At 65.3% G+C, this 26,835-nt stretch carries 20 protein-coding genes; 12 read left to right on the forward strand and 8 right to left on the reverse strand.

The window, feature by feature from the left end; genetic code table 11:
- Positions 1-2: 2 nt before the first annotated feature.
- The gene (locus tag J5J83_RS13270) at positions 3-1,010 is read right to left on the reverse strand and encodes a LysR family transcriptional regulator (protein WP_212349852.1); all 1,008 of its coding nucleotides are present in this window, start codon (positions 1,008-1,010) and stop codon (positions 3-5) included.
- Between the two features lie 283 nt (positions 1,011-1,293).
- On the opposite strand from J5J83_RS13270, the gene J5J83_RS13275 reads away from it, so the two are divergent.
- Genes J5J83_RS13275 through J5J83_RS13285 form a run of 3 tightly spaced genes read left to right on the forward strand, consistent with a single transcriptional unit; the run spans position 1,294 to position 7,214 of the window.
- Positions 1,294-2,487, forward strand: coding sequence for an efflux RND transporter periplasmic adaptor subunit (locus tag J5J83_RS13275; protein ID WP_212349854.1), 1,194 nt, complete (start codon positions 1,294-1,296; stop codon positions 2,485-2,487).
- Between the two features lie 9 nt (positions 2,488-2,496).
- Positions 2,497-5,700: a multidrug efflux RND transporter permease subunit gene (locus tag J5J83_RS13280; protein WP_212349856.1), complete on the forward strand. Its 3,204-nt coding sequence runs from the start codon at positions 2,497-2,499 to the stop codon at positions 5,698-5,700.
- Positions 5,701-5,714: 14 nt separating this feature from the next.
- Complete coding sequence (locus J5J83_RS13285) at positions 5,715-7,214, forward strand: efflux transporter outer membrane subunit (protein ID WP_212349858.1); 1,500 nt, start codon at positions 5,715-5,717, stop codon at positions 7,212-7,214.
- Positions 7,215-7,303: 89 nt separating this feature from the next.
- On the opposite strand, the gene J5J83_RS13290 is transcribed toward J5J83_RS13285, so the two are convergent.
- Entirely contained in the window at positions 7,304-7,927 is a 624-nt protein-coding gene (locus tag J5J83_RS13290; RefSeq protein ID WP_212349860.1) for a LysE family translocator, read from the reverse strand.
- Between the two features lie 203 nt (positions 7,928-8,130).
- Here J5J83_RS13290 and J5J83_RS13295 point away from each other — a divergent pair, with 203 nt between their 5' ends.
- A complete protein-coding gene (locus tag J5J83_RS13295) occupies positions 8,131-8,988 on the forward strand; it encodes an alpha/beta hydrolase (protein ID WP_212349862.1) in 858 nt (285 codons plus the stop codon).
- Between the two features lie 276 nt (positions 8,989-9,264).
- Here the strand turns inward: J5J83_RS13295 and J5J83_RS13300 are convergent, their stop codons facing one another.
- Complete coding sequence (locus tag J5J83_RS13300) at positions 9,265-10,377, reverse strand: alkene reductase (protein ID WP_212349864.1); 1,113 nt, start codon at positions 10,375-10,377, stop codon at positions 9,265-9,267.
- 38 nt (positions 10,378-10,415) lie between these two features.
- Positions 10,416-10,730 carry a metalloregulator ArsR/SmtB family transcription factor gene (locus J5J83_RS13305; protein ID WP_282959128.1) on the reverse strand — a complete coding sequence of 105 codons (315 nt, stop codon included), beginning with the start codon at positions 10,728-10,730 and terminating at the stop codon, positions 10,416-10,418.
- A gap of 187 nt (positions 10,731-10,917) precedes the next feature.
- Between J5J83_RS13305 and J5J83_RS13310 the strand changes: the two genes are divergently transcribed.
- From J5J83_RS13310 to J5J83_RS13320, 3 genes are all read left to right on the forward strand, one after another.
- Positions 10,918-11,328 carry a group III truncated hemoglobin gene (locus J5J83_RS13310; protein ID WP_212349866.1) on the forward strand — a complete coding sequence of 137 codons (411 nt, stop codon included), beginning with the start codon at positions 10,918-10,920 and terminating at the stop codon, positions 11,326-11,328.
- A gap of 171 nt (positions 11,329-11,499) precedes the next feature.
- Positions 11,500-13,554 carry an ATP-dependent helicase gene (locus tag J5J83_RS13315; RefSeq protein ID WP_249115990.1) on the forward strand — a complete coding sequence of 685 codons (2,055 nt, stop codon included), beginning with the start codon at positions 11,500-11,502 and terminating at the stop codon, positions 13,552-13,554.
- Between the two features lie 479 nt (positions 13,555-14,033).
- On the forward strand, positions 14,034-14,231 hold the full coding sequence (locus tag J5J83_RS13320; protein WP_212349868.1) for a hypothetical protein: 198 nt from the start codon (positions 14,034-14,036) through the stop codon (positions 14,229-14,231).
- A 54-nt stretch (positions 14,232-14,285) separates the two neighbouring features.
- Here J5J83_RS13320 and J5J83_RS13325 read toward each other — a convergent pair whose 3' ends face one another.
- From J5J83_RS13325 to J5J83_RS13335, 3 genes are all read right to left on the reverse strand, one after another.
- A complete protein-coding gene (locus J5J83_RS13325) occupies positions 14,286-16,025 on the reverse strand; it encodes a diguanylate cyclase (protein ID WP_212349870.1) in 1,740 nt (579 codons plus the stop codon).
- Positions 16,026-16,343: 318 nt separating this feature from the next.
- Positions 16,344-16,793: a cytochrome c gene (locus J5J83_RS13330; RefSeq protein ID WP_212349872.1), complete on the reverse strand. Its 450-nt coding sequence runs from the start codon at positions 16,791-16,793 to the stop codon at positions 16,344-16,346.
- 132 nt (positions 16,794-16,925) lie between these two features.
- Positions 16,926-19,076: a bifunctional diguanylate cyclase/phosphodiesterase gene (locus J5J83_RS13335; RefSeq protein ID WP_249115712.1), complete on the reverse strand. Its 2,151-nt coding sequence runs from the start codon at positions 19,074-19,076 to the stop codon at positions 16,926-16,928.
- A gap of 276 nt (positions 19,077-19,352) precedes the next feature.
- On the opposite strand from J5J83_RS13335, the gene gtfA reads away from it, so the two are divergent.
- Both gtfA and J5J83_RS13345 read left to right on the forward strand, forming a co-directional pair.
- Positions 19,353-20,795 (forward strand): sucrose phosphorylase, encoded by a 1,443-nt coding sequence (gene gtfA / locus J5J83_RS13340; protein WP_212349874.1) that lies wholly within the window; start codon positions 19,353-19,355, stop codon positions 20,793-20,795.
- Positions 20,796-21,115: 320 nt separating this feature from the next.
- Entirely contained in the window at positions 21,116-22,831 is a 1,716-nt protein-coding gene (locus J5J83_RS13345; RefSeq protein WP_249115713.1) for an ABC transporter ATP-binding protein/permease, read from the forward strand.
- Here the strand turns inward: J5J83_RS13345 and J5J83_RS13350 are convergent.
- Entirely contained in the window at positions 22,817-23,923 is a 1,107-nt protein-coding gene (locus tag J5J83_RS13350) for a glycoside hydrolase family 5 protein (RefSeq protein ID WP_212349878.1), read from the reverse strand. The two genes, J5J83_RS13345 and J5J83_RS13350, sit on opposite strands and share 15 nt — an antisense overlap.
- A 200-nt stretch (positions 23,924-24,123) precedes the next feature.
- Between J5J83_RS13350 and J5J83_RS13355 the strand changes: the two genes are divergently transcribed.
- The 3 genes from J5J83_RS13355 to J5J83_RS13365 are packed head-to-tail and all read left to right on the forward strand — an operon-like array spanning position 24,124 to position 26,641.
- A complete protein-coding gene (locus J5J83_RS13355) occupies positions 24,124-25,800 on the forward strand; it encodes an alpha-glucosidase (RefSeq protein WP_212349880.1) in 1,677 nt (558 codons plus the stop codon).
- Positions 25,801-25,840: 40 nt separating this feature from the next.
- Positions 25,841-26,182, forward strand: a complete 342-nt coding sequence (locus J5J83_RS13360) for a zinc ribbon domain-containing protein YjdM (protein ID WP_212349882.1) — start codon at positions 25,841-25,843, stop codon at positions 26,180-26,182.
- A 36-nt stretch (positions 26,183-26,218) separates the two neighbouring features.
- Positions 26,219-26,641, forward strand: coding sequence for a cytochrome c (locus J5J83_RS13365; RefSeq protein ID WP_212349883.1), 423 nt, complete (start codon positions 26,219-26,221; stop codon positions 26,639-26,641).
- Positions 26,642-26,835: the final 194 nt, after the last annotated feature.

A 26,835-nucleotide genomic window follows, 5' to 3' on the forward strand; every position in this document is an offset into this window, starting at 1 on the left:
ACTCAAAGGACGCTCTCAGCCAGGTTGTGCTGCTCGACCAGCGAGCGCAAGGTGTTGCCGTGCGTCTTGCCTTCGTAGCCGCAGCACACGTCGACGGCACCGCTGCCGCCGAGCAAGGGACAGGCAGCGAACAGCTCGGCCACCCAATCGACGAATGCGCGAACCTTTGGCGACAGGTGGCGATTGGCCGGATAGATCGCCGAGATCGGCATCGGCGCCGGCCCCCACTGCGGCAGGATTTCGCGCAACGCGCCGCTCTCGAGATGCGGCAGGGCCATGAAACGCGGCACCTGCACCAGGCCAAAGCCCTGCAACGCGCAGGCAAGGTAGGCATCGCCGTCATTGACCGACACCACGCCTTCCATCTTCACCTCCTTCACGACGCCGTCGACGACGAAGTCCCAGTCGAGGACGCGTCCGCTCAGGCTGGAAAAGTAGTTCACCGCACGGTGCTGGGCGAGCGCCTCCAGCGTCGTGGGCTCGCCGTAGCGCTCGAGATAGGACGGTGCCGCACAGGTGATGCCGGCAAAGGTGCCAATGCGGCGGGCCACCAGCGACGAATCCGGCAGTGCACCGACGCGGATAGCACAGTCAACGGCTTCGCGCACCATATCCACCGGGCGGTCGGTCATGCCGATCGCGAGTTCGACCTCGGGAAAACGCGTGTGGAAATCGCACAGCTGCGGAATGAGCACCAGGCGCCCGATCGTGGCCGGTACGTCGATGCGAAGCCGGCCACGCGGGGCACGTGCCGCCTCGCGGAATGAGGCTTCGGTTTCCTCCACTTCCGCAAGGATGCTCACGCAACGCTCGTAATACGCGGCACCGTCCTGGGTCAGGCTCAGGCGACGGGTGCTGCGATTGAGCAGCCGTACCTGCAGCAGGCGCTCGAGGTTCTGAATGATGTTGGTGACGGTGGCGCGCGGCAAGCCGAGGCTGTCCGCCGCGCGCGAAAAACTGTTCGCGTCCACCACCCGGGTGAACACCTGCATGGCCTGAAAGCGATCCATCACCCCTCCGCACCTGAATGTATTGCTGGCTGAATTATCGCGCAATCCGCGCATCGATTATTCGCCATGAGCAAATAGTGTTTCCACTTTTTGTGTATTTATCCAATCAACAACAACACCGAAGATTGATGCAGCGCCGCAAATCGATGAGGCGAGCAGTCCCGTCGCCACCGCTCGGTCCGCTGCATAGCCTCGCCGTATTTGGCACCCGCCCCGGCGCGACCTCATAACTTCAATCCGATGCCCGCCAGCCGGCGCACCGGTGCCCCACAGGAGCAACGCGATGCCACTCTTGCGCAAACCCTATGCCCTCGCGACCGTGATCGCGCTGGTCTTCGCCGTCGGCGGCGGCATGGCCACCCTGGCCGTACACGCCGGCCCCGAGGCGGCCCCGGTCGTCGCCGCACCGAGCCCGGTCGATGTCGCCACGGTCTCCAGCCAGCCGATCGTCGACTGGCACGACTATTCGGGCCGGCTCGAAGCCGTGGACCGTGTCGACATCCGGCCCCAGGTATCGGGCACGATTACCGCGGTGCATTTCAAGGACGGTGCGCTGGTCGCCAAGGGTGCGCCCCTGTTCACCATCGATCCACGCCCCTACGCCGCTGCGCTTGACCAGGCCCGTGCCGGTCTCGCCGCCGCCGAAGCGCGGGCCGCCTACACCGCCGCCGATCTCGCACGCGCCGAGCGCCTGATCGCCGACAACGCGATTGCGCGCCGCGTCCTCGAGGAAAAACAGAACGCCGCACGCGAGGCCGAAGCCAACCGCCTGGCAGCACGTGCCGCGGTGGAATCGGCGCGTCTCGATCTCGAACACACGCGCATCACCGCCCCGGTGGCAGGTCGCCTGTCGCGAGCCGAGGCAACCGTTGGCAACGTCGTGGCCGCCGGCGCCGGATCGGCGCCGCTCACCACCCTGGTCTCGGTCGCAAGGATCTACGCCGCCTTCGATGTGGACGAACAGAGCTTTCTCGCGCTGATCAACGGCCGTCACGGCGGCGCTGCCGTGCCGGTGCGCCTCGGCCTGGCCAATGAAGACGACTACCCGCGTAGCGGCAGCGTAAGTTCGGTCGACAACCGCATGGACACCTCCTCGGGCACGATCCGTGTGCGGGCGATATTCGACAACCCCGACGGTACGTTGCTGCCCGGGCTGTATGCCCGCATCCGCCTCGGCAGCAGCACCGCGCGCGATGCCGTGCTGATCGACGAACGTGCGATCGGCACCGACCAGGACAAGCGCTTCGTCCTGGTCGTGGACGCTGAAAACCGCACGGCCTACCGTGAAGTCACGCTGGGCGCTGCCCAGGGGTCCCTGCGCGTGGTGGAAAGCGGTCTGCAGGCAGGCGAGCGCATCGTCATCAACGGCCTGCAGCGCACCCGCCCGGGGCAGACCGTGTCACCCGTCCCGGTGCTGATGTCCGGCGCCACCAGTCAGCCCGCGCCGGCCGTGCTGGTTCGTGCAGACAACAGCTGAGGTACGGTCATGAATATCTCCAAGTTCTTCATCGACCGGCCGATCTTTGCCGGCGTGCTGTCGGTGCTGATTCTGCTCGGCGGCCTGCTGGCGATGTTCCAGCTGCCGATCTCGGAATACCCCGAGGTCGTGCCGCCCTCGGTCGTCGTGCGTGCCCAGTACCCCGGCGCCAACCCCAAGGTGATTGCAGCAACGGTGGCCTCGCCTCTGGAGGAAGCGATCAACGGCGTCGAGGACATGCTGTACATGCAGTCGCAGGCCAACAGCGACGGCAATCTCGCACTGACCGTGCATTTTCGCCTCGGCGTCGATCCCGACCACGCCCAGCAGCTGGTGCAGAACCGCGTGTCCCAGGCGCTGCCGCGCTTGCCCGAGGATGTGCAGCGCCTCGGCGTGACCACGGTCAAGAGCTCGCCGACCTTGACCCTGGTCGTCCACCTGGTGTCGCCGGACAATCGCTACGACGCCACCTACCTGCGCAACTACGCGGTACTCAACGTCAAGGACCGCCTGGCCCGCATCCCCGGCGTCGGCGAGGTGTCGATCTGGGGCGCCGGCAACTACGCAATGCGAGTCTGGCTGGACCCGCACAAGGTCGCCCAGCGCGGACTGACCGCGAGCGACGTGGTGCGGGCGATCCGCGAGCAGAACGTGCAGGTGGCCGCCGGCGTGATCGGCGCCTCGCCAACGCTGCCCGGCGTACCGCTGCAGTTCTCGGTGAACGCCCGCGGACGCCTGTCCACTGAGACGGAATTCCGCGACATCGTGCTCAAGACTGCCGCCGACGGCGGTGTCACGCGGCTGTCCGACGTCGCCCGGGTCGAGCTCGACGCGGCCGAATACGGTCTGCGCTCGCTGCTAGACAATCAGCCGGCAATTGGCATGGGCATCATGCAGGCGCCCGGCGCCAACGCACTGGCGGTGTCGGAACAGGTGCGGGCGGCGATGGCTGAACTGAAGCAGGACTTCCCCAGCTCGGTCGACTATCGCATCGAATACGACCCCACCCAGTTCGTGCGTGCCAGCATCAAGGCGGTGGTGGTCACACTGCTCGAAGCCGTGGCGCTCGTGGTGCTGGTGGTGATCGTGTTCCTGCAGACCTGGCGGGCGTCCATCATACCCTTGCTCGCGGTGCCGGTGTCCATCGTCGGGACCTTCGGCCTGATGCTCGCTTTCGGTTACTCGATCAACGCGCTGTCGCTGTTCGGCATGGTGCTGGCAATCGGCATCGTCGTGGACGACGCCATCGTCGTGGTCGAGAACGTCGAGCGCAACATCGCCGCGGGCCTGTCCCCGCGCGACGCCACCTACCGCGCGATGCAGGAAGTGAGCGGGCCGATCATCGCCATCGCGCTCACCCTGGTCGCGGTGTTCGTGCCGCTTGCGTTCATGACCGGGCTCACCGGCCAGTTCTACAAGCAGTTCGCGATGACCATCGCCATTTCCACGGTGATCTCCGCGTTCAATTCACTGACGCTGTCACCCGCCCTCGCCGCGCTGCTGCTCAAGGGGCATCACGACGGACAACGCCCCGACTGGCTGACCCGCGCCATGAACCGGCTGTTCGGCGGATTCTTCGCCCGCTTCAACCGCTTCTTCGGCCGCGCCTCCGAAAGCTACGGAAGCGGCGTCACCGGCGTGATCTCGCGCAAGGCCTCGGTGATGGGCGTGTACGCAGTGCTGCTGGCGCTTGCCGCCGGCGTGGCGTGGATCGTGCCCGGCGGCTTTGTGCCGGCACAGGACAAGCAGTACCTGATCAGCTTCGCCCAGTTGCCCAACGGCGCCGCGCTCGACCGCACCGAAACCGTGATACGCCGCATGAGCGAGATTGCGCTCGCGCAACCCGGCGTGCAGAGTGCGATCGCCTTCCCCGGACTGTCGATCAACGGCTTTACCAACAGCTCCTCGGCGGGCATCGTGTTCGTCACGCTCAAACCCTTCGACGAGCGCCGCGCGCCGACGCTTTCCGCGGCGGCGATCAGCGCCGAACTCAACGGCAAGTACAGCGCGATCAAGGAAGCCTTCATCGCCGTGTTCCCGCCGCCACCGGTCATGGGCCTGGGCACGCTGGGCGGCTTCAAGCTGCAGATCGAGGACCGCGGTGCGCTCGGCTACGCCGAGCTCGATGCGGCGGCCAAGGCCTTCATCGCCGCGGCCCAGAAGGCGCCCGAACTGGGCCCCACCTTCACCAGCTACCAGATCAACGTGCCCCAACTCGACGTAGACCTCGACCGCGTCAAGGCCAAGCAGCTCGGCGTGCCGGTCACCGACGTGTTCGACACCATGCAGATCTATCTCGGCTCGCTATACGTAAACGACTTCAACCGTTTCGGACGTGTTTTCCAGGTTCGTGCGCAAGCCGACGCACCATTCCGCGCCCGTCCCGAGGATATCGGCCAGTTGAAGACGCGCAACGCCGCCGGCGAGATGGTGCCGCTGTCCTCGCTGTTGCGGGTGAGCAATGGTTTCGGCCCCGAGATGGTGGTGCGCTACAACGGCTATACCGCGGCCGACATCAACGGCGGCCCGGCACCGGGCTATTCATCCGACCAGGCGCAGGCGGCCGCCGAGCGCATCGCCGCCGAGACCCTGCCACCCGGGATCAGGTTCGAGTGGACGGATCTCACCTACCAGAAGATCCTCGCCGGCAACGCGGGCATGTGGATCTTTCCGCTCAGCGTGCTGCTGGTGTTCCTGGTGCTGGCCGCGCAGTACGAAAGCCTGACCCTGCCGCTGGCGGTCATCATGATCGTGCCGATGAGCCTCCTTGCCGCACTTACCGGCGTGTGGCTGAGCGCTGGCGACAACAACCTGTTCACCCAGATCGGCCTGATGGTGCTGGTCGGCCTGTCGGCCAAGAATGCCATTCTGATCGTGGAGTTCGCCCGCGAACTCGAATTGCAGGGCAGCACGGCGATCGATGCCGCGATCGAGGCCAGCCGCCTGCGTCTGCGTCCGATCCTGATGACCTCGATCGCCTTCATCATGGGCGTGGTGCCGCTGGTGCTGTCCTCCGGCGCCGGCGCCGAGATGCGCCACGCGATGGGCGTGGCGGTGTTCTTCGGCATGCTCGGCGTGACCTTGTTCGGGCTCTTTCTGACCCCGGTGTTCTACGTGCTGCTGCGAACGCTGGGCAAGGGCCACAAGCTGCACACCGCCAGCCCGCACCTTGCGCCCATCACCACCACGCATGCAGCGTCCCACCGCGCCTGAACGGAGCCCACGACATGACCACGCAAACCACACCCCGCGCCACGACGCTGCGCATCCCGCTGTTGCTCGCTGCCTTGCTGACAGTGGCCGGTTGCGCGCTGACACCAGCCTACGAGCGTCCAGCGATGAGCATACCGCCCGCGTTCAAGGAAGCGGCCCCCGCACGCGACGCAGCCCCCTCCGACGAGGCGCGCTGGAAGACCGCGATGCCGGCCGAAGCGGCGCATCGCGGCGAATGGTGGACCGTGTTCGGCGACGCCACCCTGAACGCGCTCGAATCCGACGCGCTGGCTGCCAACCAGGATCTCAAGGCCGCTGCGGCACGCCTCGCCCAGGCGCGCGCGCTCGGCGGCAGCGCCCGCGCCGAACGCCTGCCGCAGATCGACGCCGGCCTTGGCCCCACCCGTCAGCGCCCCTCGCCCGCCTCGCAGGGTCTCGACGCCGACGCCTCCACCACCACGTCCACGCTGTGGCGGGCGCAGGCGAGCATCGGCTACGAGGTCGATCTGTTCGGCCGCGTCGCCGCCACGGTGGACGCAGCCGACGCCGGCGCGCAACACAGCGAAGCGCTGCTGCGATCCGTGCAACTCGCGCTGCAGGCCGACGTCGCCAGCACCTACTTCCTGCTGCGCGAACTCGACGCCGAACAGGCACTGTTCCGCGCCACGGTCGATTTGCGCAGCGACGCCTTGAAACTCGTACTGCACCGCTTCGAAGCAGGCGACATCGGCGAACTCGATGTGGCCCGCGGACGCACCGAGCTCGCCTCGGCGCAGTCGGAAGCGCACGGCATCGCCCGCCGCCGCGCCGCCGCCGAACATGCGCTGGCCATCCTGCTCGGCAAGCCCCCGGCGGAGTTCAGTTTCACCCCGCAGCCACTGGAGCGCCTCGCTATCGAGGTTCCCGCCGGACTGCCGTCCGAGTTGCTCGAACGCCGCCCCGACATCGCCGCCGCCGAACGGGAGATGGCCGCCGCCAACGCCCGCATCGGTATCGCCCGCGCCGCCTTCTTCCCGCGCCTGAACCTGACCGGCGCACTCGGCTATGAGTCGGGCGAGCTTGGCGATCTGCTGCAGTGGTCCAGCCGCAGCTTCCTGCTCGGCCCGCTCGCCGGCACCGTGCTGTCACTGCCGATTTTCGACGGCGGCCGCCGCCAGGCCGAACTCGATCGCAGTCGTGCGGCGTGGGATGAAGACGTCGCACGTTACCGTCAGACCGTGCTCTCCGCCTTCCGCGAAGTCGAAGACAGTCTCTCCGCCGTGCGCATCCTCGGCGACCAGGCCCGCGCCCAGAACGCGGCGGTCATGGCCGCCGAGCGCGCCGCGCAATTGTCGCAACTGCAGTACCGGGAGGGTGCGACGAGCTACTTCGAGGTCATTGACGCGGATCGCAGCGTCTTGCAACAGCGCCGGCTGGCGGTGCAACTGGACGGCGAGCGCGCGCGCTCGACCGTGGCGCTGATCCGCGCGCTGGGCGGCGGCTGGGACGCATCGCCTGGCCAAGGCGACGGCTGAAACACGGCCGATGGCGGGATCAGGAACGCGACAGGGACAGCCGCTCGTCCGCGGCTGTCATTTACACTGACGACACATGAACCATCCAATCAGCGCCTGAACGCGCCCAGCGCCACACCCGCCCCGACGAATGCGGCACCGGCGGTACGGTTGAACCAGCGCAGGCGACGGCCCTGCCTGAGCCAGATCGCCAGCCGGGCGCCGCCGCCCGCATACACGAACATCCAGCCGGTTTCGATCGCGATGAAGCTCAGCAGCAGGATGGTGGCCTGCGGCGCCAGTGCCTGGCCCGGATCGAGAAACTGGGGAAAGAAGGCGACGCCGAACAGGATGGCCTTCGGGTTGGACAGGGCCACCATCACGCCGATCCGGAAGCGTGCCCAGCCACCGGCGGCATCCGGCGCGTGTCCGGTGTCGAGCTGGCTGTCGGTCGAGCGCCAGGTCTTCACCCCGAGGTAGATCAGGTAGGCGGCGCCGGCATACTTCACCAGCTCGAACAGATGGCTGGACGTGAGCAGCACCGCCCCGAGCCCGCCGAGCGACACGCCGAGGATTACCGCCAGCCCGCCCAGCAGACCCGGCATGGTACTGCGCGCCGTGGGCGCGAGACCGTGCTGGATGCCATGCGTCATGGCCAGCAGCATGTTGGGGCCGGGCGTGCCGGAAATCACGAAGACGGCGGCCAGATAGGCAAGCCACAACTGCAATGACATGGGATGCTCCGAAATGGGGAATCGGCGGCCTGCAAGCGATCTTCGTCCAGCGTCCGGCGGGCTGCGCAGCGACATTATCGCCGATCAGCTGCGCCGTACGGCGATGAATCGTTGCGGGGGCAACCATCCCGGCTTCGAGGAGCTGCCGGCACGACGATGAGCGCCGGCCAAGCCGTGCGCAGATGCCCACTATAATCCTGCCCATGGAAAATCTGACTGCCGACGACGGCGAAACCATCCATCTGCGCATCTCCGGCGACGGTCGCCCACTGGTGCTGCTGCACGGTTGGACATCCAGCCATCGTGACTGGAACCCCTTCATCGAGCCGCTGGCCGCCGACTTCCGCGTCTTGCGCTGGGACGCCCGCGGCCATGGCGGACATATACCGCTGACCACCACGGTGCCGACGGTGCAACGCATGGCGCAGGACCTGCACCAGTTGATGGCGCATCATGATCTGCGCGATGCAATCGTGGTCGGCCACTCAATGGGCGCACTCACACTGTGGCAGTACGTGCGCGACTTCGGCTGCGAACGTCTGGGCGGGGCCGTCATTCTGGACCAGTCTCCGCGCCTGTTGACCGACGAGAACTGGAAGCTGGGCGTGTATGGGGACTTCGACGCCAAACGCAACGAGGCCTTCATGACCGAGCTGCGCGAGGACTTTGCCGAAGGCGTGCTGCGCTTGGTGGCGAACGGCCACAACCAGGCGGCCAGACAGGCATATGAAGCCAACACCGCAGGAATCCAGACCATGCGCCAGCGCCTGCAACGCCTGTCACCCGGCGCGCTGATCGCGTGCTGGGACAGCCTGACTGCAGCCGACTACCGGCCCGTGCTGGCGAAGATGAATATTCCCGCGTTGCTGATCTACGGCGGCGAAAGCAATTTCTACTCGACGGAAACCGCTGCTTACGTCGCCGGTCACCTGCCGGACGCAAGACTACGCATATACAAGGGAGTGGATCACGCCCCCCACCTTTGGCGGCGCGAGGCATTCGTGGCTGATTTGCTTGCGTTTGCAGGATCGGGAAGATCAATCGAATCCTCGCACCCATGAAGCACTCTGGCCCGGCTGGCGGTCGGATTTCAACGCGTCCCTACATCGAACGCGCCACACCTGCGGGATTAACATGGGCATCGCGTTCACGATCTCGAGCCCGATGGAGGATTCGTCAGCCGCAACAGCTTCGCAGTTGACGGGCAAGCGGCGCCCCAACATGTGAATCGTCCGGAGGCGAGGCGAGCGGAACGAAATGAATCCTGCCAGGCGGCACGGGCAATCGGGGCGCTATGGTCGTGGCCGCTGGCGGCCACGACTTGAATGACGGCCGCGTCAGGCCAGCGCCGGGTAGTCGAGATAGCCCTTCTCGGTACCGCCATAGAAGGTCGTCGAGTCCCACTCGTTCAGCGGCGCGTTCTCGCGCAGACGCCGGACCAGGTCGGGGTTGGAGATGAAGGCCTTGCCGAAGGCGACGAGGTCTGCGCGGCCCTCGGCCACCGCAGCCGCGGCGAGTTCACGGTCGTAGCCGTTGTTCACCATCCATGCCGCGCGGCCGCCGGCCTGCGTGTATGCGGCCTTCAATGCCGCATAGTCGAAGGGCTCGTCACCCTGCTGGAAGTCGCGCGCGCCGCCGGTGGCGCCTTCGATCACGTGCACATACGCGAGCGGCCAGCGCGCCAGCTGCTCGACGACATGCTTGAACAGCGGCGCGGGCGCGGGGTCGGCCGCATCGTTGGCCGGGGTCACCGGCGAGATGCGGATCCCGGTGCGGCCGGCGCCGATCTCGGCGACGATGGCCTCCATGACCTCGACCAGCAGGCGTGCGCGGTTCTCGATGCTGCCGCCGTAGGCGTCTGTGCGGTGGTTGCTGCCCGAGCGCAGGAACTGGTCAATCAGATAGCCGTTGGCGGCATGCACCTCGACACCGTCGAAACCGGCCTCGATGGCGGCGCGGGCGGCACGGCGGTAGTCCTCGACGATGCCAGGCAGTTCGCCGATGTCGAGCGCGCGAGGCGCCGACGTCGGTACAAAACTGCCGCTGCCATCCGGATTGATGATGTAGGTCTTGGCCTTGGCGGTGATCGCCGACGGCGCCACCGGTGCGCCGCCGCCCGGCTGCAGCGAGGTGTGCGAGATGCGGCCGACATGCCACATCTGCACCACGATCTTGCCGCCAGCCGCATGAACGGCATCGGTCACCTTGCGCCAGCCGGCGATCTGCTCTGGCGCGTAGAGCCCGGGTACATGCGCGTAGCCCTGGCCCTGATGGCTGATCGCGGTGGCCTCGGTAATCAGCAGACCGGCGCTGGCGCGCTGGGCGTAATAGGCCGCGGTGAGTTCGGTCGGCACGGCCCTGGGGGAACGATTGCGCGTCAGCGGTGCCATGGCGATGCGATTGGCAAGCGAGAGGTCGCCGGAAACGAGAGGGTCGAACAAGGTGGTCATGAGTACGTGCTCCAGGTCGGGAGGGGAACAAAGAGGGGTCAGAGATCGGTACCGATGCGGCGGAGAAATTCGTCGATGGTGTCGTCGTTGCGCTTGTAGAACACCCACTGGCCGATCCGCCGCGTCGTCACCAGGCCGGCGCGCTGCAGAATGGCCAGATGCGTCGACACCGTCGATTGCGACAAGCCACAGCGTTCGAACTTGCCTGCGCAAACACCGACTTCGAGCGGATGCTCCTGGTCGGCGAAGTGCTTTTCGGGCGCCTTCAGCCACTGCAGGATTTCACGCCGCACCGGGTGTGCCAGCGCCTTGATGACTTCATCGAGATCCATGGTGGACGGTTTCCTGTTCATATCGTGTTTCATCGAACTTTATATCGCGTTTTGTCGAATCATATATCGAATACAAACGAAGTCAACATCGACAATTGACGATATGAACAACGACACGTGACCAGGCAGTTCAGGAGAACCGGCCGTCGAGGTGCCGGTACGACCATTCTGGCGCTATATTCGCCGCATCAGGACTGAGGAGCGTGCCATGGCGGAACCCGCCGAACTGACCGAAGAGATGATCGCCGAGCTCGTGCAGGTCTTCTACGACCGCGCCCGCCTGGACGACGATCTCGGCCCGGTGTTCAACAATGCCGTCGGCGACTGGGACCACCACCTCGGCGTCGTCACCGATTTCTGGTCCAACGCCCTGCTCGGCACCCAGCGCTATGCCGGCCACCCTTTCCCGGTACACATGAACCTGCCGATCAAGCGCGAACACTTCGGCCAATGGCTGGCGCTGTTTCGCGACACCGCCGAGGAAGTCCTGCCGCCGGAGGCCGCCAGACTGGCCATCGGTCGCGCGGAGTTCATGGCGAAGAGCTTTCGGGCCGGGCTGTTTCCGTTTGACCCGGTCGTCCCTTCCTCCGCCACACGAACGAAGGACGCGCCGGGCTGAGGTGATCCGCTCGTGCCTGGCACGGCGGCAGACCCAAAAAAGGCGTTGAACTGGATAGAATTACAGTCATGAACAGTCCCCTCCCGCCTTCCGCCCAGCCGCCTGCCACCCAGCCGCCCTCCTGGCTGGCCGCCTTCCGCCCAGCCGCCTGCCACCCAGCCGCCCTCCTGGCTGGCCGCGCTCAATTCCGCCCAGCGCGAGGCGGTCGAGTTCGGCGTCAACCGTAGCCCCGGTACCCTCCCCGGCCCCTTGCTGGTCATTGCCGGCGCGGGTTCGGGCAAGACCAACACCCTCGCACATCGCGTTGCGCGCCTGATCATCGACGGCGCCGATCCCGGCCGCATCCTGCTGCTGACCTTCTCGCGCCGCGCCGCCGACGAAATGGGGCGGCGGGTGCAGCGCATCCTCGGCCAGGCCGCCGCCGACACACCTTGGCTGGCACAGGCCAGCCTGCAGTGGTCGGGCACCTTTCACGGCATCGGCGCACGCCTGCTGCGCGAGTACGCCGGGCGCATCGGACTCGATCCGGCATTCACCATCCACGACCGAGAGGACTCGGCCGACCTGATGAACCTCGCCCGTCACGAAGCCGGGCTGTCCGGCCGCAGCAAACGCTTTCCACAGAAGAACACCTGTCTGGCCATCTACTCCGCGGTGGTGAATACCCGTGCCCCGCTCAAGGATGTCCTGCAATCGACCTTCCCCTGGTGCGCGGAGTGGGAGGCGGACCTGAAAGCGCTGTTTCGCGCCTACGTTGCCGCCAAGCAGGCGCAGCAGGTGCTCGATTACGACGACCTGCTGCTGTACTGGGCGCACATGGTGGCCGAACCTGCGCTGGCGGCCGAAGTGGGCGGTCTGTTCCAGCATGTACTGGTGGATGAGTACCAGGACACCAATCACCTGCAGGCGGAGATCCTGCTGGCGATGAAGCCGGACGGCCGCGGTCTCACCGTGGTCGGCGACGATGCGCAATCCATCTACGCCTTTCGCGGCGCCACGGTGCGCAACATCCTCGATTTCCCGACGCGCTTCGATCCGCCCGCGCATCAAATCACGCTGGCGCAGAACTACCGCTCCACGCAGCCGATTCTCGATGCGGCCAACGCGGTGATTGCCCAGGCCAGCGAGCGCTACAGCAAGGATCTGTGGTCCGACCGCCGCAGCGATGCCAAGCCGCAGATCGTGTCGGTACGCGACGACGCCGACCAGGCCGCCTTTGTCGTCGAACGCGTGCTCGCCCGCCGCGAAGATGGCCTCAAGCTCAGGCAGCAGGCGGTGCTGTTTCGCGCCGCCAGCCACAGCGCCAGACTGGAGATGGAGCTGACGCGGCGCAATATCCCCTTCGTGAAGTTCGGCGGGCTCAAGTTCCTCGAAGCCGCCCACGTCAAGGATGTCCTTGCGCTGCAGCGCTGGGCGGAGAATCTGCGCGATCGCGTATCGGGCTTTCGCGTCGTGCAACTGCTGGCCGGCATCGGCCCGAAGACGGCCGCGCGCATCCTCGACAACGTGTGCACCGCGCCCGATGGCTGCGCCCTGCTCGCCGAGCAACCGGTACCCGATGCCGCGCGACAGGCGTGGGCGGAGTTCGCCGCACTGGTCGAGCAGCTTGGCCGGCCCGATGCCCCGTGGCCGACCAGCTTCGAGCTCGCCTGCCGCTGGTACGAAGCGCAGATGCCCCGCCTGTACGATGACGCGGTCGTGCGGCAGGGTGACATCCAGCAACTCGGTCGAATCGCCGCCACCTACCCGAGCCGCCAGCGCTTTCTCACCGAACTCACGCTCGACCCGCCCAGCGCCACCAGCGACGAAGCCGGTATGCCGCTGCTCGACGAGGACTATCTGATCCTGTCGACGCTGCATTCGGCGAAGGGCCAGGAGTGGAATGCGGTGACACTGCTCAATGTGGTGGACGGCTGCATCCCTTCCGACATTTCCACCCGCCATACGCTGGAGATCGAGGAGGAGCGGCGCCTGCTCTACGTCGGCATGACGCGCGCCAAGGACCACCTTGAGCTCGTGGTGCCGCAACGCTTCTACGTCACCCAGCAGCAAGGCCTGGGGGATCGTCATGTGTACGCAGGCCGCACGCGCTTCATCCCCAACCGTCTGCTATCGCATTTCGAGCAGTTGTCATGGCCCGCACCGCCACCGGAACTGCGCGGCACGCCTGCATCGCGGCAGGCCGCGCTCGACCTGGCGGCAAAGATGCGTGGCATGTGGGACTGAGCCCGCGCCCGGTCGTGCTGCATGTCGTCCTTGAAAGTGCGCCTGCGCGGACTACGCTGGTCTGATGGAGCACAACAATCGGGTCATCGGCGCGGCCTTCAGTCGGGACGCGCGCGGAGAGAAGCCGATCGGATACGCTCCTGATTTCCGCAGGCTGTCTATTCTTGACCCGGCAATCAGATATATGACGTCATGTGTTGGTACTTCGTCCCTCCCCCTTCAAGGGGGAGGTTAGGAGGGGGATGGGTCTCGGCGATACCGGTCAAACCCATCCCCACCCCAACCCGGTAGCCAGCGCGGAGACGCGCTGTCGATCGAGCGGCAGCGAGCGATGCTCGCTGAAACCCCGCTCTCACCCCCTTGAAGGGGAGGGGGCGAATCCGCCATCTATCGCCAGTTTGATTGCCAAGTTGATAGCAGGCAAGCGGCGGCACGGCATCAGACCGGGCCCGAGCCCGGCGTCGAACAAGGAGCGACCCATGAGAGAGACACGGGATATCGGAACACCGGCCGAGTTGCTCGAGCGCATCCAGGCCATGTCGCGCGGGCGCAAGATCGTGCTTGCGGTATTCGTCATCTGGGCGATGCAGGCGATTCCGAAATGGACCGCCGCGATCATGGCCGATGGCGAGACCTCGGCAACGATCATGCGCTACTTCGTCACGCCCTGGGGATAACGCGATGCGCCGTCCCTGCTGATCGCCCACCTGCACACGGTTGCCCGTGCGCGTTCAGTCAGGTGCCAGCACCGGACGCGCATCCGCATCCGACTGCGCACCATGCACGCGCCCGCGGCCGCGCTGCTTGGCGCGATACATGAAGCCATCCGCCTCCCGGATCAGGGCTTCCAGCGCGTCATGTCGATGGCGTTCGGCCACGCCCAGACTGGCCGAGAGCCTCAGCCCGGATACCTTTTCCGGCACCGTAGCCGCACGGATGTCGGCCAGCAGACGCTCTGCCATTGCCATGGCCTGACCGGCGTCCGTTTCCGGCAGGATCAGGATGAACTCCTCCCCACCCCAGCGCGCCGAAAAGTCGCCTCGGCGACAGCTCTTGCGCAGCACCTCCGCCACCGCAACCAGTACACGGTCACCAGTCTCGTGCCCGAAGGTATCGTTGATGGTCTTGAAGTGATCGAGATCGATGACGATCACCGACAGCGGCCGGCCGCTCCTGACCGCCGTACTCCACGCCGCTCCCGCACTGTCGAGAAAGGCGCGACGATTCAGCAGGCCGGTCAGTGGATCGGTGCGGGACAGATGCTCAGCCTGCATGCGTGCGGTCTGAATCAGGCGCATGCGGTAGGCGAGCGCCAGCGCGAGAAGGCTGCCTTCGATGACAATGCCCAGCTCCGCCACATGAAACAGGGTTTCCGAGTATGGCAGGCCAACCCACACTGCCAGTGCAGTCGTGGCGGCGCCGAACATCGCCACCACCGCACCCGCCAGAAAATAGTGCGCGTCCCCCTTCCCGCGTCTCGAGCACAGCAGCCCCAATCCCACCATCGCGACCGAGAACAGCAGCACGAAGACAAAGGCGACCAGTGCCGCAAGCGCCCGCTGCTCGAACACGGCACTCAGCGCAATGGCGCACAGTCCTGCATTCGCAAACAGGCGCACTGCGCGATCGGCACGCGGGCTGACACGCTCGAGTTCGAGAAAGCGGCGGGCGAAACGCAGTCCGGTGTAACCAAATACGACCATCAGCACGAGGATGACGTATTGCTGCAGGCCCGCGTACTGCGGCCACAGCCATTCGTAGCCGCGGCCCGTATAGCCGAGATTGACCACGATAAAGGCGCCGAGGTAGAGCGCGTAGTTGAGATAATTCGGATCGCGCAGACTGGCAAAAAGCACTGCGTTATATGCGATCAATGCCAGCAGGAAGCCGTACAGCATGCCATAGCCGTAATCCTGCAGGCGCATCCATGCCGTGGCATCCTCTGCACTGAGCAGTCGCAGCGGCAGTACCATCGGATCGGCGGTTTGTGCGCGCAACAGGATGTCGGTGGTGCCCGGCGCAAAGGTGTGGTCAAAGGCATAGCCCAGGTTGCCCAACGGATGCTGCCACCTCGCGTCGCCATCGCCGGCGAGCCAGTCTGACACCACCCGACCCCGCTCCACCATATAGACGTCGAGACGGTCGATCCACGACACGCCTGCCAGCAATCGCCGCGCCACCGACTCCATGCCGCGGTTTTCGACCGACAGATGAAGCCACACCGGCCCCGCCCCGATCCCGAATTTTGGCACGGCGACGCCAGCCGGCTCGAACTCACCACGCTCGAGCCGTGAGAGCGCATCTTCAATGGTCAGTACCTTGTCGCGCTCGACGTACACGCCGGCGGACAGACCGAGTGAGCCTTCCGGCACCTCGTCAAGCGGGATTGCCCGGGCATTCGCCACGACAGCGAAGGCCAGCGCTACGCCCAGCATGCAGATCCGGAGCAGGAGGGTGCAGCGCGAACTCATGTCCCGAGGTGCCACCAGTGCGCAGCTCCCCGGTCGTGCGGGCGAGCCTGTCCGCGATCCACGTGCGGACATGTGCCGTCCACTACGAAAGGCATAGCACTCCAACCAACAACCGAGCCACTACGATGTATGCGCAAGAGCATTTCGCCTGTCATCCAGGACACAACCAAAGCGGATGCGCCTGCGCCATTCTAGGCCAATAGCCATAACGCCAACATGACTTTTGCGGCCCGCGTGCGCATTTCAGTGCAAGAACGGGGCAAAATCCGTCTATCCCGCCGTCAACGCGGCACGTGCGCCCGGTCCCGGGCGCACGCCTTACTTGTCCTTGAAGTCGTTGTGGCAGGCCTTACAGCTGTCGTAGACCTTTTCGTAGGCCGGCTGAACCTGCGCCAGCTCCCGGCTCTGCGCCGCCAGCACAAGCGCGTCGGTCGCCTCGAAGAAAACCTGTCTGGCCTGTTCGAAAGCCTCGGGACGCGCCCAGACCGCCGCCTTGGCCTTGGTCGGCGGATAGTGCGTATCCGCGGTGAAATACGGCCACGGGCCATCGCGCAACGTGTGCAGCTCGGTCGCGAGCGCAGCGAATTTGCTGGCGTCGTAGCGTTGATCGCGGAGCATGGTACCCATCGGCTCGAAGGTCCGCAGCACCGCCTTGAACGCCTCCTGCCGATGCTTCACCGGCTGCCCCGGCCCGGTGTCCTCCACGGGCTGGTTGCAGCCGGACAGGACGAGCACGGCAAGAACAGATGACGCAAGCAATCGAGACATTCGGAATATCCGGCGAGAAAGTGGGCGGGAGGCTGAGAAACGCCAAGGAAGCGGTGGCGCATTATAGGACTTCCGCTTTCGCGATAGTTCCCGCCCGCCGCTTCGCGGCCCGCAATCGACACTCGACGACGCTCAGCTCGGCGCCTTGGGGATTAGCCCGCCATCAGCCAGCAGCCCAGAGAGTTCGATTTCGGGAACGGGGCGCGACAACAGGTACCCCTGGAACTCGTCGCAACCCTGGAAGCGCAGGAAGTCGAACTGAGCCTGATTCTCCACCCCCTCGGCAACAACCGTCTTGCGCAGACTCTGCCCGAGCGAGATCGCCGCGCGCGCGATCATCGCCACCTCTTCTTCATGTTCGAGTCCGGTCACCAGCGAGCGGTCGAGTTTGATGATGTCGAGCGGAAACCGGCGCAGATAGCTGAGCGACGAATAGCCGGTACCGAAGTCGTCCATCGCGAGACTGACGCCCAGGCGCTTGAAATCGCGCAAAATGCCGACAGCGCGGTCGCTGTCGCCAAGGAAGACGGTCTCGGTGATCTCAAGCTCGACTTGCGTCGGTGACAATCCCGCTTCGGCCAGCAGGCCGGCGATGTGGGCCACGATGTCGCCGCTGAGAAACAGGCGCGGGGACAGGTTGACGGCCATGCGCAGAGGCCGCTCCCGGCGATGGTTCCAGCGTCGCGCGGCAGCAAAGGCACGCCGCAGAATGGCCGTGGTCAGGGGCACGATCAGGCCGGTCTCTTCGGCCACCGGAATGAAACGATCCGGACCGATCGCACCGAGCTCCGGGTGAAACCATCGCGCCAACGCCTCCACACCGACGATGCGGCGCAGGTGGTCGACCTTGGGCTGGTAATGCACGTCGAATGCATCCTGCTCCAGCGCGGCCCGCATGGCGGCCTCGAGATTGAGCCGCTCTTCAGCCACGCGGTTGAGCTCACGGGTAAAGAACTGGAAATTGTTGCGTCCGCGATCCTTGGCCGCATACATGGCGACGTCCGCATGCTTGAGCAGGCTCTGCGCATCGCGCCCATCCTCGGGATACAGGGCCACGCCCAGACTCGCGCCGACCTGGAACTCGCGCCCGGAGAGCGTCACCGGCCGGGCAATCTCGGACAGCACACGTTCGAGCAGGGAGATCACGCCGCTGACCTCGTCGTGATCGTTCAGCACGAGGACAAACTCGTCGCCCCCCAGCCGCGCAACCGTGTCGGAGCCGCGCAAGGTCGTGGAGAAACGTTCGGCGATCGCGGTCAGCAGATCGTCGCCGGCCGTGTGACCCAGGCTGTCGTTGATGAACTTGAAGTTGTCCAGATCGATGAACACCACGGCGAGCAGGCAGCCCAGGCGTTCGGCGCGGGCGATGCCCTGCTCCAGGCGGTCGCCCAGCAGCACGCGGTTGGGCAAGCCGGTCAGCAGGTCGTGGTTGGCCTGGCGTTCGAGTTGCGCCTGGTAGTGCCTGCGCTCGGAGACATCCTGCACCGTTCCTTCGTAGCAGATGAACTCACCCTGGGCGTCACGCACGATGTGCGCATTCTCCGACACCCAGATGCGCGACCCGTCGTGACGGTACACTTCGGATTCGAAATTGAGCACCTCGCCATGGGTCTGCATCAGCCGATGAAATTCGTCGCGGCGCGTGGGATCGACATAGAGCCTGCGTCCGATGTCTGACAGGTTGTCGATCAGCGTCTGCGCATCGGGATAGCCGTAGAGCCGCGCAAGCGCGGGATTGGCAGCCAGGTAGCGGCCATCGCTGGAGGTCTGGAAGATGCCTTCGGAGGCGTGCTCGAAGATGTTGCGGTATCGGCTCTCGGCCTGCGCCAGCGCATCGAGCATGGCCCGGCGCTCGGTCACATCCTCGATGATGCCTTCGATGACACGGTCGCCCTGCTCGTCGGATACGGCCACACCGCGCTCGACCACCCAGCGCAGCTCACCGGAGCGGGTCTGAATCCTGTATTCGACAGAGAACCGACGCCGCGCGTTGGCGGCAACGTGAATGGCGTGGCGCACCCGCGCGCGGTCATCTGGATGGGTCAGCATTTCCCAGGAAATCACGCTCTGGTCGATGATTTCACTCGGCGTGTATCCAGTTAGATCGGTACAGCCATGGCTGACGAAGATCATCGTCCAGTGCGCGTCGTCCAGGCAACGATAGGCCATGCCCTGAAGGTTGTTCATCAGGGTTTCGAGGACGCGCGAACCGTCGAGCACGCCGCCGGCATGGAGGGAAGTCGGACGGAGACGGGCGGAGTTGTCGGACACGATAATGGGCAAGAAAAACATCCAGGAATCGGAACGAGGATCATGAAGCAAGCTTCGAGCCCGACCCTCGCGCCCCACTTCTGCGCGCACGATCCGCGTCGCGCGCGATTTCAGTGCATGCCACACGGGCACTGCGCCAACCTGGGGCGCATACCCCGCCATCGTCCCCGCGCGGTTGCCACCCTGCTTGCACGCCTCTGCCGTGATCGGTATTTTAGAAACACTGATCGATCGCCCCACTGGCGTGCTGTCGCGCCATGCCTAACAAGCTCGCCCGGAGGGTTTCGCATGCCCCTCAACAACAAGGTGCAACTCATTGCCTATCCGGACCGGATCGGCAATGACCTCAAGGATCTGGCCACCTTCATCGAAGGCCATCTGGACAAGGCGATCGGCGGACTGCATTTGCTGCCGCCTTTTCCGTCCAATGCCGATGGCGGCTTCTCGCCTTTGACCCACAAGGAAATCGATCCCGCATTCGGCACCTGGGCCGACGTCGAACATCTCGCGGCACGATACGACGTGTGCCTCGACCTGATTCTGAACCACCTCTCGGACAAGTCGCCCGAGTTTCTGGATTTCAAGCGCCATGGCAAGGCCTCGGCCTATGCGTCGCTGTTCGTCGATGTCGATGCGCTCGGCGAAATCGGCCCCGACGATCTGGCCAAGATCCACATCCGCAAGGAAAAGGAGCCCTTCCGCGATGTGGCGTTCGAAGACGGCTCGCAGGGCCGCGTGTGGTGCACCTTCAGCGAGAGCCAGGTCGACCTCGATTACAACGCCGATCTGACCTACCGCGTGATGACCGACACCATCGCCTTTCTCGGTGAGCGCGGTGTCAAGCTGTTGCGCCTGGATGCGTTCGGCTATACCACCAAGCGCATCGGCACCAGCTGCTTCCTGGTCGAGCCCGACGTGTGGCGCATTCTGGACTGGTTCCGGCAGACCGCGGCCGATCACGGCATCGAGATTCTGCCCGAGGTGCACGACCACCCCAGCTACCAATACGCCATGGCGCGCCGCGGAATGTGGGCCTATGCCTTCGCCCTGCCGCCGCTGCTGCTGTATTCGCTGATGGATCTCAATAGCACCTACCTCAAGGCCTGGCTGCGCATGTGCCCGCACAACCAGGTAACCGTACTCGATACCCACGACGGCATCTGCATTCCCGACGTCGAGGATATCCTGCCGCGCTACCACGTCGAAGCCGTGATCAAGAACGTGTCCGACCGCAGCGCCGATCCCATCCTGCGCCGCTCGGCGGCGAACGCACACAGCGTCGGGGCCATCTATCAGCTCACCTGCACCTTCTTCGAAGCCGTCCAGTGCAACGACGACGCCTACATTGCCGCACGCGCCATCCAGATGTTTGCGCCCGGCATTCCCCAGGTCTATTACGTCGGCCTGTTCGCCGGTCGCAACGACTTCGAGCTGATGGAGCAGACCGGCGAGGCGCGCGACATCAACCGCCACCGCTACACCCTGGACGAGGCGGCCGAGGCCCTTGGCACCGAGGTCGTCCAGCGCCAGCTCAAGTTGATGGAACTGCGCTCCACCCATCCGGCCTTCGACGGCACGTTCGAATTGCACTATTCGAACAATTCGAGTGTCTCGATGGGCTGGCGCCACGGCGGACATAGTGCTCACCTGTTCGTGGACCTGAACTTCCGCACCGCCACCGTGACCTGCACCGATATCGAGAGCTGGCAGGAAATCAGCTACCGGGTCTGACCGGCGCACCGACGACGTTCCCGGCTTCGCCGTGCAGCGCCGGAAAATGCGCGGGAATGCGCAAACAGATCACGGCAAAACGGCCACATTGCGATACTCTGCGAGAAACGAACATTCGAGCGCACGCGGAGAGAACGGATGGCCATGCGCACGTTGAGAACCGGCAGTACCCCGACGCGCGCGCGCGCACGCGCAACGTCACCCACGCATGACCTGCCTGCCCCGGGACGCCCCGCCCTGCGCCCGGCCTGAATCCCATGCGTCCCGACACGGCACCACCCCCCAGGCCCCCTCGCGACGCGGCATGGCAGTTCGCGCGCATGGCCCGCGAATACTGGAACAGCGGGCGAAAATGGACGGTGCGTGGCGCGCTGCTGTCGCTGGTCCTGCTCACCGCCGCTCAGGTGGTGCTGGTGATCTGGGTCAGTTACTGGCACCGTGAACTCTTCGATGCGCTCGAGAACCGCTCGCTCAGCGAATTCCTGCGCCTGATCCTGACTTTCGTGCTGATCTTCGCCCTCACCATGGGCGTCACCGCGCTGCACATGCACGTCAAGCGCTGGGTCCAGCTCGACTGGCGACGATGGATGACCAGCCTGCTGCTCGACGAATGGCTGGCACACGCCAACCATTACCGACTGCAGTTCTCGACCGGTGAACACGACAACCCCGACGGCCGCATTGCCGAGGACATCCGCATCGCCACCGAAGCGGCCGTCGGTCTTGCGCATTCGCTGCTGTACTCGGTACTCATCCTGGGCAGCTTCATCGACATCCTGCTCAGCGTCTCGGGCAGCGCCTACCTGCCCGGCACCACGGTGTCGGTGCCGGGCTACATGGTCCTGATGGCCTTCGTGTATGCCGGCGTCGGTACCGTATTCGGCCTGCTGCTGGGACGCCCCCTGATCCGCACCACCAACCGCCTGCAATCGGTCGAGGCCAGCCTGCGCTTTGGCCTGGCGCGCGCGCGCGAACACTCGGAAGCCATCGCCCTGATGCATGGCGAACCACTGGAGCGACGCAGCGCCGATCGCCTGTTTGCCGACGTCGGACGCGGCTGGGACCGGCAGACCTTTGCCTACCTGGGCATCGTCTCCTTCTCCACCGGTTACGGCACGCTGTTGCCGGTGTTCCCGATCCTGATCGCCGCCCCGCAGTACATCGGCGGCGCCATGACGCTGGGCCTGCTGATGCAGGCCGCTCAGGCCTTCCAGCGCCTGACATCGGCGCTGTCGTGGCCCATCGACAACCTCGGCGAACTGGCGCGCTGCCGGGCGTCGATCGACCGCATCGTCTCGCTCCACGACGACATTCTCAAGCTGGAGGCGCAGGACCTGAAAAAGGCCACCGGCAAGACGCGCATCGAATTGCAGCAATCGACCCATGCCGAACTCGATATCCGCAACCTGTGTCTGGCATCACCCTCGGGCCAGATCCTGCTGCAGGACTTCAATCTTCATGTGCGTCACGGCGAACGCATCCTGATTACCGGCGATCCGGCAGTCACCATCAGCCTGTTCAAGGCGGTGGCTGGCCTGTGGCCCTGGGGCGGCGGTCTCATCAGCCTGCCCGCCGGGCACAACATGATGTTCCTGCCGCAACGACCGTTCCTGCCCGAAGGCAGCCTGCGCGCGGTGCTGAGCTATCCGCACGACGCCGACCACTTCACGCTGCCCTGTCTGCACCGCGCGCTCGAATGCGCCGGCATCTCTTGGCTGGCGCCGCGCCTGGAAGACTACGACGACTGGGGGCGCGCGCTGCCGCTGCGTGCGCAGCAGCGCCTGGGTATTGCGCGCCTGTTCCTGCAGCAGCCGGGCTGGGTCTTCATCGAGGAAGCCACCGACGCATTCGATGCCAAGGACGAGATCGATACCCTGGAACTGCTGCATCACGAACTGCCCAGTGCAACACTGCTCAACATCAGCCTGCACAACGGCCTCGACCACTTCTACGACCGCAAGCTGGTGCTCGAGCGCCTGCGCGGAACGCGGGTGCGTCCGCCGGCGCCCGAACCGAGCCTGCTACCGGAAACTTGACGGCAACCAGCCTCGCTCCACCGACTCACGCAGGCACCACGCCGGCGTGGTCTCGGTCTTGTAGCTCCAGAAGAACCAGCCGAATAGCTTCTCGAACGACAACAGTTGCGCCGCCGCATAACCACGGCTGGCCACATCCTGCTGAAATTCGTCCATGTGCTCCAGCGCGTGGTTGTACGGCCCCTCCGCCCACAACGACACCACCCGCAGGTCCAGCCCCAGGCTCCACTCCCCGCACACCGCGGGCAGGCCCATCGCGGCATTGATCGAATCGGCCTCGTCGCGCCATTCGCCGCTGGCCTTGTGCATGTGGCCATAGATGTCGGTGTCGATGTCGCGGCGGTCGAAGCACTGGTAACGATGGTAGTCGAAGATCACGTTCTGCCACAGCGGTGGCTGCATGAAGCCGAGGAACTCGCGGTAGGACCGGAAGCCGTCGTGAAACACCACCGCCACCCGCTCGGGCGGGCAATGCTTGCGGATGCGGTCATACGCAGCCAGGTAGTAGGCCTTGAGATACTCGGTAGGCACATCCCAGCGCGGCTCGTTGAGCACTTCAATCGCATGCAGCGCGGGATGATCGCGATAGCGCTCGGCAAGACGTTCGAGCACAAGCAGCGAGTGTTCGAGGTATTCTGGCTTGGTGTGCCAGTCGACCACGCCCATGATGCCACCGTTGTCGAAGCCATTCTGGCAGCCGGGCGCGGCGTGCAGATCGAGCATGACCCTCAGGCCGAGCTGTCTTGCCCAGTCCATGGCGCGGTCGAGCACCTCGATGCCACCGGTAACGAAGGGATGGCGGTTGTCGCCATAGGCGGGGTGATAGGGGTAGTCGGGGCCGAAGATCCAGTGCCCCACCGGAATGCGCACCGCGTTGAGTCCGCGCTCGGCGATCCACGCGAAGTCGTCATAAGTGACGAAGGTATCCCAGTGCCGGCGCAGCTTGTCGCCCGCTGCGCCGCCGAGCTCCACACACCACGAGGTTTCGTCGGTGGCGTCCATGCCCTCGAACAGGCTGGGCACCATCCAGCGCTCCAGCAACAGCCAGCTGCCCAGGTTCACGCCGCGCAGCTTCACACTTGTCGCATCCATCGCACACCTCCCGCAAAAGGGTCATCTTCACGCGCTCCGGACACGGAACGCACATCCGCAACCATGCCGACAAGATTACGCCAGGGCGGGCCGATTGGGCAGGCCGTCGCGTCATTCCGACACCGCATTTGCGCCCCTCGCAACGGCTCGTCGCGGCGCCTACAATCGCTGTCGCGAGCACGCGCCGGGGAGCGAGAAAAATGCACGGAAAATGGTGGCAGGAGGCGGTCGTCTATCAGCTCTATCCGCGCAGTTTCATGGACAGCAACGGCGACGGCATCGGCGACCTGCCCGGTGTGCTGGCCCAGCTCGACTACCTGCAATGGCTGGGCGTCACGGTAATCTGGCTATGCCCGATCTTTCGCTCGCCCAACGACGACAACGGCTACGACATCGCCGACTACCGGGCGATCATGGACGAATTCGGCACCATGGCCGACTTCGACCGCCTGATGGCCGAGACCCGACGCCGTGGCATGCGCATCATCCTCGACCTCGTCGTCAATCACACCAGCGACGAGCACCCCTGGTTCATCGCCTCGCGCAGCCGCCGCGACGACCCGAAACGCGACTGGTACATCTGGCGCGACGGCAGAAACGGCGGCCCGCCCAACAACTGGGAGAGCATCTTCCGCGGCCCGGCCTGGCAATACGATGCCGGTACCGATCAGTATTTCCTGCACCTGTTTACCGCCCGCCAGCCGGATCTCAACTGGGAAAACGCCGAGGTTCGCGACGCCATCTGCGACATGGTGCGGTGGTGGATGGACAAGGGCGTCGACGGCTTCCGCATCGACGCCATCACCCACATGAAGAAGGCCCCCGGCCTGCCCGACGCACCCGCCGGGGACGGCCATGGCCCGGTACCCGCCTACGACTTCCACATGAACGTCGATGGCGTGCTCGACTACGTCGACACCCTCGCCCGCGAAGCCTTCTCACACGGCGACATCATGACCGTGGGCGAAGCCAACGGCATCGGCGCGGACGAAGCCGAACCCTGGGTCGGCGCAAGTCGCGGACGGTTGTCGATGATCCTGCAGTTCGAACACTGGCACCTGTGGTCGGGCGATCCGCGTGCCGGACTGGACCTGTGCAAGCTCAAGCGCATCCTGAGCCACTGGCAGAACGCACTCGAAGGCGTCGGCTGGAACGCGCTCTATCTCGAAAATCACGATCTCCCGCGCGTGCTGTCGCGCTGGGGCGACCCGCTGCAGCATCGCCATGCCAGTGCCACCGCGCTGGCGACGATGTACTTCCTGATGCAGGGCACGCCCTTCATCTACCAGGGACAGGAACTGGGCATGGCCAATACCGTGTTCCACAGCCTGGACGACTTCGACGACGTGTTCGCCAGGCAGCGGATTGTCGAGATGCGCGCCAATGGCATGGCAGACGACGACATCCTCGAGGAAATGGCGCTGACCGCGCGTGACAATTCGCGCACCCCCATGCCATGGAATGACGGCCTCAATGCGGGCTTCACCACGGGCACGCCCTGGCTGCCACTCAACCCGGACTATCCCCAGGTGAATGTTGCGCAACAGCAGACAGACCCCGGCTCGGTGCTCGGCTACTACCGCCGCATGATCGCCCTGCGCGCTTCGGAGCCCGCGCTGGTGTTTGGCCGTTACCGACTGCTGCTCGCGGACGACCCCCAGCTCTACGCCTACACCCGCAGCCTCGACGACACCACTTTCCTGGTGGTGTGCAACCTGTCCGCACGTGCCGCCCGCTATCGTCATGACGGCTTCAATCTCGAGTACGCCGCCTGCATGCTGGCCAACCGCCCCCTCTTGCCGCACCCACCCTGCAACGCCTTCGATCTGCGGCCCTTCGAAGCCCGCGTGTATCGGATTGGCCCCGCACCCGCCTGATGACCTAAAATAGCGGGCTCACTGTCAAAGGAAGTCGCCCATGTCCGCCCCCCTCGCCTGCCCCCAATGTACGCTGGAAAACACCTACCCGGACGGCGACAACTACGTTTGCGCAGACTGCGGCTACGAGTGGCCGATTGCAGCCGCGGCCGATTCGGAAGAAGATGACGATGCAGTGATCAAGGATGCCAACGGCAATGTGCTCACCAATGGCGACTCCGTCGTCCTGATCAAGGATCTCAAGGTCAAGGGCTCCTCCACCACGTTGAAGGTCGGCACCAAGGTCAAGAGCATCCGCCTTGTGGGCGGCGACCACGAAGTCGACTGCAAGATGGACGCCGGCAACTTCATGCTCAAGGCCTGCTACCTGCGCAAGGTCTGAGCCACCCGCCGGGGCGTCACGCAAACGAGGTCCGAAATGAAAAGACTGATCCTGATCGCCGCACTCGCAGCCGCCCCGGCCCTTGCCGAAGACACACGCTTCCTTGCCCCGCTGCCCCCCGCAGCGCAGGAGACCCTGCGCAAGGAAATGCTCGACAACCTGCTCGCGCTCAACGAGATCATCACGCTGCTGGCCGAAAATCGTGTGCGCGAGGCGGGTGACGTGGCCGAACAACGCCTGGGACAAAGCGCAATGGGCAAGAACGCCGCCCTGCCCTACGAGGCGCGCCCCGGCCCGCAGATGCCCATCGAGATGCATGGCCTCGGCCGCGACGGCCATACCGCGGCCAGCGCCTTCGCACGCGCCGCAGCAAGCGGCGACAGGAACGCCGCGATGGCCGCCCTGCCCAAGCTGACGGCAAGCTGCGTGGCCTGTCACGCGCTCTACCGAACGCGCTGAATCCCTACCACGCTGGCGGACTCGATCCGCGACCGGAAAGCCGCCGATCGCGCGGTATCACGCACGACCGTGCCCCCATCGACCGAATTAATGCCTTTGGCATCACCCACCCTTGACCACGTCGCACATTCACGCATTTGTCATATACAATGCCGTCATTCCTGACCTGACTGCATGACGATTGCGTCCTGACG

This window comes from Azoarcus sp. L1K30, from assembly GCF_018122735.1.
In the GTDB taxonomy this organism is placed as follows: Bacteria; Pseudomonadota; Gammaproteobacteria; order Burkholderiales; family Rhodocyclaceae; genus Parazoarcus.